This is a genomic window from Halorubrum halophilum, from assembly GCF_000739595.1.
Taxonomy (GTDB): domain Archaea; phylum Halobacteriota; class Halobacteria; order Halobacteriales; family Haloferacaceae; genus Halorubrum; species Halorubrum halophilum.
Genome location: NZ_BBJP01000036.1, coordinates 161,050 through 167,049, shown reverse-complemented (window position 1 = coordinate 167,049; position 6,000 = coordinate 161,050). Strand labels below are relative to the sequence as shown.

General features: G+C 70.0%; 7 protein-coding genes. 6 read left to right on the top strand and 1 reads right to left on the bottom strand.

Annotated features, from left to right (window positions below):
* From ACP96_RS12565 to ACP96_RS12545, 5 genes are all read left to right on the top strand, one after another.
* On the top strand, nucleotides 1-708 hold a 708-nt coding region (locus ACP96_RS12565), incomplete at its 5' end, for a sensor histidine kinase (protein WP_161785360.1).
* Between the two features lie 99 nt (nucleotides 709-807).
* A complete protein-coding gene (locus ACP96_RS12560; RefSeq protein WP_050026669.1) occupies nucleotides 808-1,794 on the top strand; it encodes a bile acid:sodium symporter family protein in 987 nt (328 codons plus the stop codon).
* A 51-nt stretch (nucleotides 1,795-1,845) separates the two neighbouring features.
* Nucleotides 1,846-2,886 (top strand): zinc-dependent alcohol dehydrogenase family protein, encoded by a 1,041-nt coding sequence (locus ACP96_RS12555; RefSeq protein WP_050033538.1) that lies wholly within the window; start codon nucleotides 1,846-1,848, stop codon nucleotides 2,884-2,886.
* Nucleotides 2,887-3,078: 192 nt separating this feature from the next.
* A complete protein-coding gene (locus ACP96_RS12550; protein WP_050033537.1) occupies nucleotides 3,079-4,311 on the top strand; it encodes an ATP-binding cassette domain-containing protein in 1,233 nt (410 codons plus the stop codon).
* Nucleotides 4,308-5,162 carry an ABC transporter permease gene (locus tag ACP96_RS12545; protein WP_050026665.1) on the top strand — a complete coding sequence of 285 codons (855 nt, stop codon included), beginning with the start codon at nucleotides 4,308-4,310 and terminating at the stop codon, nucleotides 5,160-5,162. The genes ACP96_RS12550 and ACP96_RS12545 overlap by 4 nt, the downstream gene beginning before the upstream one ends.
* Before the next feature lie 3 nt (nucleotides 5,163-5,165).
* On the opposite strand, the gene ACP96_RS12540 is transcribed toward ACP96_RS12545, so the two are convergent.
* Nucleotides 5,166-5,615, bottom strand: a complete 450-nt coding sequence (locus tag ACP96_RS12540; RefSeq protein ID WP_050033536.1) for an acyl-CoA thioesterase — start codon at nucleotides 5,613-5,615, stop codon at nucleotides 5,166-5,168.
* A 181-nt stretch (nucleotides 5,616-5,796) separates the two neighbouring features.
* Here ACP96_RS12540 and ACP96_RS17795 point away from each other — a divergent pair, with 181 nt between their 5' ends.
* Nucleotides 5,797-5,979, top strand: coding sequence for an HVO_0416 family zinc finger protein (locus ACP96_RS17795; protein WP_080509988.1), 183 nt, complete (start codon nucleotides 5,797-5,799; stop codon nucleotides 5,977-5,979).
* Nucleotides 5,980-6,000: the final 21 nt, after the last annotated feature.

Below are 6,000 nucleotides of genomic sequence, written 5' to 3'. Positions count from 1 at the left end.
GAACAGGCGAACGACCAGCTCACGGTGTTGAACCGCGTGCTCCGGCACAACATCCGGAACGCGATGACGGTCGTCAGCGGGCGGGTCGAGATCCTCAGCGAGCGCGCCGACGGCGGCGAGGAGAGCGCCGCGGTCGTCGAGGAGAACGTCGATCGACTGCTGACCGTCAGCGAGCACGCCCGCCACATCGGCGGGGTGATCGGTCCCGACGGCGACGACGAGGACGTGGAGGCGGTCGTGGACCTCGTCGAGGTCGTCGACGGCGTGATCGAGCGGCTCAGGGCCGAACATCCCGACGCCGAGTTCGACGCCCCCGCCGCGGAGGCGTGTCGGGTGCGGGCGCATCCCCTCGCCGAGGCCGCCGCGTCGGAGGTGATCGAAAACGCGGTGGTGCACAACGAGAGCGACTCGCGACGGATCTCGGTCTCGGTCCGCCGGGACGGTGACGCCGCCGCGCTCCGCGTCGACGACGACGGTCCGGGGATCCACGGGGACACGGTCGAGACCATCCGACGCGGCTACGAGACCTCGATGCGGCACACAGACGGGCTGGGCCTGTGGCTCGTGCAGTGGGTCGTCGATCGGTCGGACGCCGACCTCGCGTTCGAGTCGACCGCGGACGGGCAGGCCGTCGTGATTCGCTTCGAGCGCGTCGAGGAGACGGCCGGCGTGCCCGCGAGCGGCGGAGTCGTCGGAGGCGACGACTGAAGGCGACGGCGACAACGAACGCGACGACGACGGGGACACAGACGGACAACCTTGCCCGAACTGTAGTCCCTTTCAATCGCTCGGGCGAACGCCGACGAGATGACCGCGCTGGACCGACTCGAACGGGTGGGAGAGTTTACGAGCAAGTACTTCGTCCTCTGGGTTCTCATCGCCTCCGCGGCCGCGCTGTATTCGCCGGCGGCGTTCACGCCCATCTCCGAGTACATCACCCCGCTGCTCGGGGTGATCATGCTCGGGATGGGGCTGACGCTCACGCCCGACGACTTCAAACGCATCGTGGAGCGCCCGCGCGACGTGCTGATCGGCGCGGCGGCGCAGTGGCTCGTGATGCCGACGCTCGCGTACGCGCTCGTCGTCGCCCTCGGGCTCCCGTGGGAGGTCGGCATCGGGCTGATCCTCGTCGGCGCGGCGCCGGGCGGGACCGCCTCGAACGTGATGACCTACCTCGGTCGCGGCGACGTGGCGCTGTCGGTGACGATCACGACGGTGACGACGATCGCCGCCCCGCTCGTGATGCCGGCGTGGATCGTCGCGCTCGCCGGCGAGCAGATCTCGGTCACCTTCGCGCAGCTCTCCGAGACGATCATCTGGGTCGTGCTCGTCCCGGTCGTGGCGGGGCTCGTCCTGCGCCTGCTGCTCGACCGTTACGCGCCGACCGCGGCGAAGGTCGGGCTCTCCGTGTTCCCCGCGATCAGCGTCGTCGCCATCGTCGCCATCGTGGCCGCCGTCGTCGGCCTCAACGTCGAGAACATCCTCACCGCGGGCGCGCTGGTCGTCGTCGCCGTCGTCCTCCACAACGGGCTCGGCCTCGGCGCCGGCTACGGGGTCGGGAAGCTGACCGGGATGGCCGAGGACCGGGCCCGGGCCTGCGCGTTCGAGGTCGGCCTCCAGAACAGCGGGCTGGCCGTCGCGCTCGCGACCGCCTTCTTCGATCCCATCGCGGCGCTGATTCCGGCGCTGTTCAGCGTCTGGCACAACGTGAGCGGCCCGGCGCTGGCGACGCTGTTCACCCGGATCGACGGCGAGCCGATCTCGGAGTACGAGGCGTCGGTCGGCGCGGACTGAGTTTCGGAACCGACCCGCGACCTTTTGTGACGCGCGCCGGAAACGGGTCCCATGCGCGCTGCCATTTTCAACGGTCCCGGAGAGATCGATGTCGAAGAGCGACCGCGCCCCGAGATCGAGGCCCCGACCGACGCGATCGTCCGCGTGACCCACACCGCGGTCTGCGGCTCTGACCTGTGGTTCTACCGCGGCGACAGCGACCGCGACGCGGGGTCTCCGGTCGGCCACGAGCCGATGGGGATCGTCGAGGAAGTCGGCGATGAGGTCACTTCGGTCGCGCCCGGCGACCGCGTGCTCGCGCCCTTCGCCATCTCCTGTGGCGAGTGCGAGTTCTGCCGGAAGGGGCTCCACACCTCCTGCGAGAACGGCGACTCGTGGGGCGGCGACAACGGCGGCGGCCAGGGCGAGTACGTCCGGTCGACCCACGCCGACGGCACGCTCGTCCGCGTCCCCGACCGGTTCGCCGACGACGAGGAGACGCTCCGGTCGCTGCTCCCCCTGACCGACGTGATGGGCACCGGCCACCACGCGGCCGTGAGCGCGGGCGTCGAGGCGGGCTCGACGGTCGCGGTGATCGGCGACGGCGCGGTCGGGCTCTGCGGGGTGCTCGCGGCTCGCCGGCTGGGGGCGGAGCGGATCATCGCGGTGGGGCATCACGAGGACCGGCTGGAACTCGCCGAGGAGTTCGGCGCCACGGAGACCGTCTCCGAGCGCGGCGAGGCCGCCGTCGAGCGGGTCCGAGAACTCACCCACGGCGGGCCGAACCACGTGATGGAGTGCGTCGGCGCCGCGAGCGCGATGAACACCGCCATCGACGCCGTCCGCCCCGGCGGCAGGATCGGGTACGTCGGGGTCCCGTACGGCGTCGAGGACGAGGGGCTCGACGTGTTCGGGATGTTCGGTCAAAACGTCACGCTCGCGGGCGGGGTCGCCCCCGTTCGCGCGTACGCCGAGGAGCTGATGGACGACGTGCTGCAGGGCACCCTCGATCCCGCGCCGATCTTCACCGAGACCGTCGACCTCGACGCGGTCGCCGAGGGATACCGCATGATGGACGATCGCGAGGCGATCAAGGTGCTCGTGAAGCCGTAGAAAACCGTTTCAGCCGGTTACCCTGACGATTTTGCAGTCGAGACGAGAAACGGTCGATCCGCGTATCCGCCAGGAGATCGGTAACGGCGTCTCAGGTGAAGTGAGCCGACCGCGGTCGGTACGTCGCCGCGGCCCACCGCAGCGATAGCCGCCGGACGCGGATATATCCGCACTCGGCCCGTACCGGCGGTAATGGCAGACGGTGGGGCAAGTAGTCGCGGTCGGGCCGAGGCGGAGGCCGGATCGGCGACCCGTGAGGAAGTCGATCGGGGCGACCGAAACGTCGAGACCGCGCTCGCGATCGAGGGCGTCTCGAAGCGGTTCGGCGACGGCGACGACGCCGTGCTCGCGGTCGACGACGTGAGCCTGACCGTCGAGCGCGGCTCGATCGTCGGCCTGCTCGGACCGAACGGGGCCGGCAAGACGACACTTATCAAGTGCGCGCTCGGGATCGTCCTCCCCGACGCCGGCTCGGTCCGGGTGTTCGGCACCGACGTCGGCGACGGTCGGCGGGCGGCGTACGCGAACGTGGACGCGATGCTGGAGGGCGCGCGCAACGACTACTGGCGGCTCACCGTCCGCGAGAACCTGCGGTACTTCGCGACGATCGCCGGCGTCGACCCGGACTCGGTGCGGGCCCGACACGACCGGCTGCTCGACCGACTCGATCTGACTGAGAAAGCCGACACGCCCGTCCGGGAGCTTTCGCGGGGGATGAAACAGAAGGTGTCGCTGGCGAGCGTGCTCGCGGGCGGCGCGGAGCTCGTCTTCCTCGACGAGCCGACGCTCGGGCTCGACATCGAGAGCTCCCGGACGCTCCGCCGGGAGCTCCGGCGACTGGCGCGGGAGGAGGGACTCACGATCGTCCTCAGCAGCCACGACATGGGCGTCGTCGAGGACGTCTGCGACCGCGTGGTGATGATGGCGGACGGCCGGATCGTTGCCGACGACACCGTCTCGGCGCTCCGCTCCGGGACCGACCGCGACGTGGTCCGCGTCGTCAGCGCCGACATCGACGACGCCCTCGTGGCGAGCCTCCGAGAGCGGTTCGACGTGCGAGCGGTCGAGACCGAGATCGGGGGGATCGAGCGCGGCGGGGACGAGGTCGAGCGCGGCGGGGACGAGGTCGAGCGCGGCGGGGACGAGGTCGAGCGCGGCGGGGACGAGGTCGAGCGCGGCGGGGACGAGGACGAGCGCGGCGAGGGGGAAATGGACGAACGGGACGAAGGCGACCGCGACGGGACCGGCTCGACCGCGGTCGAAGTCGCCGCCGCGGGCGACGCCCTGTACGACCTCATGGACGCGCTCCGCGAGGCCGGGGTCACGGTCGAGGACATCGAGACGGTCCGCCCCGAACTGGAGGACGTGTTCGTCGACCTCACCGGAACGGAAGCGGGAATCGACTCGCGGAGGCGGTCGCCGTGAGCCGCGACGACTCGGCCGCTTCCGACGGCGGAAGCGCTCCGGCGTCGGCCGCCGTCGATTCCGCCGACGAGCCCCGACCGGCCACGTACTACCACCTCGCGCGGGCCGTGCTCTACCGCGAGTACCTGATCTTCGTTCGGTACCCGGCGAACGCGATCGGCGGGATCGTCGTCGCGCTGTTCTTCTTCGGCGTCCTCTTCTACGGCGGGCGGCTGCTGGCCGGGCAGGCGCTGACGGACTCGCTGTCGGGGATCATCGTCGGCTACTTCCTGTGGACCCTCTCCGTCGGCGCCTACTCGTCGGTGTCGAACGACATCGGCAGCGAGGTGCAGTGGGGGACCCTAGAGCGGCACATCACTACCCCGTTCGGCTTCGCGCCGGTCGCCCTCCTGAAGGGAGCCGCGAAGGTCGTCAGGACGTTCCTCACCTCGGCGGTCGTGCTCGCCGTCATGCTGCTGCTCACGGGGACGCGGCTCAGTCTCGATCCGTTCACCGTGATCCCCGTCGCGGGGCTCGCGATCACGTCGGTGCTCGGGTTGGGGTTCGCCGCCGGCGGCGTGACGGTGCTGTACAAGCGGATCGGCAACTGGCTGAACCTGCTGCAGTTCGGATTCATCGCGCTGATCTCGGCGCCCGTCCTCGACGCGCCGTGGACCCGATTCCTCCCGCTGGCCCACGGGAGCGCGATGCTCCAGCGCGCGATGGTCGACGGCGTCCGACTGTGGGAGTTCGGGCTCGCCGACCTCGCGCTCCTCGTCGGCGTCGCCGCCGGCTACCTCCTCGGCGGCTACGTCGTCTTCCACTACGCGACGCGGCGGGCGCGGCGGCTCGGCGTCTTGGGGGACTACTGATCTTCAGCGCTCCCCGTCCGGTTCGGCCGCGAGCGCGGCGTCTCGCAGCTCCCGACAGCGCTCGCCCTCCACCGTCAGCTCCGGCACCGGCGTGGGGTCCCCGTTGGCGTCGACCGCGACGAACACGAAGTACGACTCCGTCGTCAGCTCGCGCTCGCCGGTCCGGGGGGACTCGCGGAACGCGCGGATCCGCGTGCGGAGGCTGGTTCGCCCGACCGCGTACACGTACGACTCGACGATGCAGGTGTCGCCCTGGGGCACCGGTCGCTTGAAGTCGAGCCCGTTGATCTTGGCCGTGACGCACGTCTCGCCGGCGGCGCGCATCGCCGACATCGCGCCGATCTCGTCCATCCACTTGACGACGTTGCCCCCGTGGGCCGACTCGTAGTTGTTGGTGTGCGTCGGCTGGACCCGCTGGCGGTTCTCGATGTAGGTGTCGCTGACGGTCGGCATGGCGGACCCCACACGCTCGGGTGTGAAAGGACCGTCGGCGCAGTTGCATCGGCAGCCGAGAGCGCGCCCTCAAACAGGTATGAACAGTTCTGCCAGTGAAATCCGATCGTTCGTTGCCGTTTTCGCAGATCGATAGAGCCACAACAAGATATATATACTCGCGTGGCATTCACTAGCATGCATGTCTAGTAGTGCACCCAGCGCGGACGACGACGTGTTCGACGAGTTCCTGTCCGATCACGGCCACGAGACAGAGATCGTACGCTGGGAGCGATCCTATAACAAACTTCAGTGTCCGGAGTGCGGTGCGCTACACCCAGAAGGAACCGCGCGGTGTGACGTGTGTGACTGGCGCCCGACCTGACTCCGACGGCGTCGCACGGGC